1 pseudogene is annotated in these 875 nt (G+C 58.5%); it reads left to right on the plus strand.

What is annotated here, in order from left to right:
* Positions 1-140, plus strand: a pseudogene (gene tuf, locus TAMC210_RS13170) (elongation factor Tu); the annotation flags it as partial.
* Positions 141-875: the final 735 nt, after the last annotated feature.

Genomic DNA, 875 nt, shown 5'->3' on the forward strand with positions numbered 1-875 from the left:
AGATGGTCATGCCTGGGGATAACATCCGGATGAGCATCGAGCTGATCACCCCCATTGCCATTGAAGAAGGGTTAAGGTTTGCCATCCGGGAGGGCGGCCGTACCGTCGGCGCCGGCGTGGTAACCAAAATTGTGGAGTAGGCCCGGGTCCAGTTTTGACGGCTGGCGGTTTACCACCTTTTGGGGAGACCCGCGGAAATCCGCAGGTCTCCTCGGCCCCCTCGGGTCGGTCGGGCCTCCCCCTGCACCCCAGGGGGCAGGGCATCGGTTGGTGGGGTATACCGGTATTCTTCACCGGGGTCGCCTCAGGTCGATTTATTCTCCCTCGTTTGGCGGAGTGGCCTGCCCTGCCTCGAAAGGGAGGGACTAAGCCGCAAGCGGCAGCCGGACCGTACGAAGTCGAAAGGGGGGACACACGGGGCGGACCCGAGCCCTAAAGGGGGCTCTGCGGCCGGCTTGTGTAGCACGGAAGCCGAAGGAGCCGGGGATCCCGCCGGCGTCCGAAAATCGAGTACCAGTCTTGGCCCGCGAGGGTTTCCGAAGCGAGGGAAGTCAAGGAGGCCTAGAAGGGAAACTGGGGATGGGTCAGGACCTCGCGTCGTGTCAAGCGTCAATGAAAATGTCAGGTAAAATTCGTCTGTGATTCTGTTAGAGTAGAAGTGGTATAATTAGGCCTGCGGGGTTTCCATGGCTTACGCCATGGATGGTCTTTAGCGGGCCTACGGACCAAAGTAGAGCCTGCCTTTTCGCCGATTTGGGGAGTAAGGGCAGGCTCAGTATTACTCCGTGTTTTAGAGGAAGTTGTGAACTCCAAGGGCTCTAACGAGTATATATTTCCCTTCCATCCCACATACAAGCGACCATCAGGCAGTTTAT

The organism is Thermanaeromonas sp. C210, assembly GCF_013167955.1.
In the GTDB taxonomy this organism is placed as follows: domain Bacteria; phylum Bacillota; class DSM-521; order Neomoorellales; family Neomoorellaceae; genus UBA12545.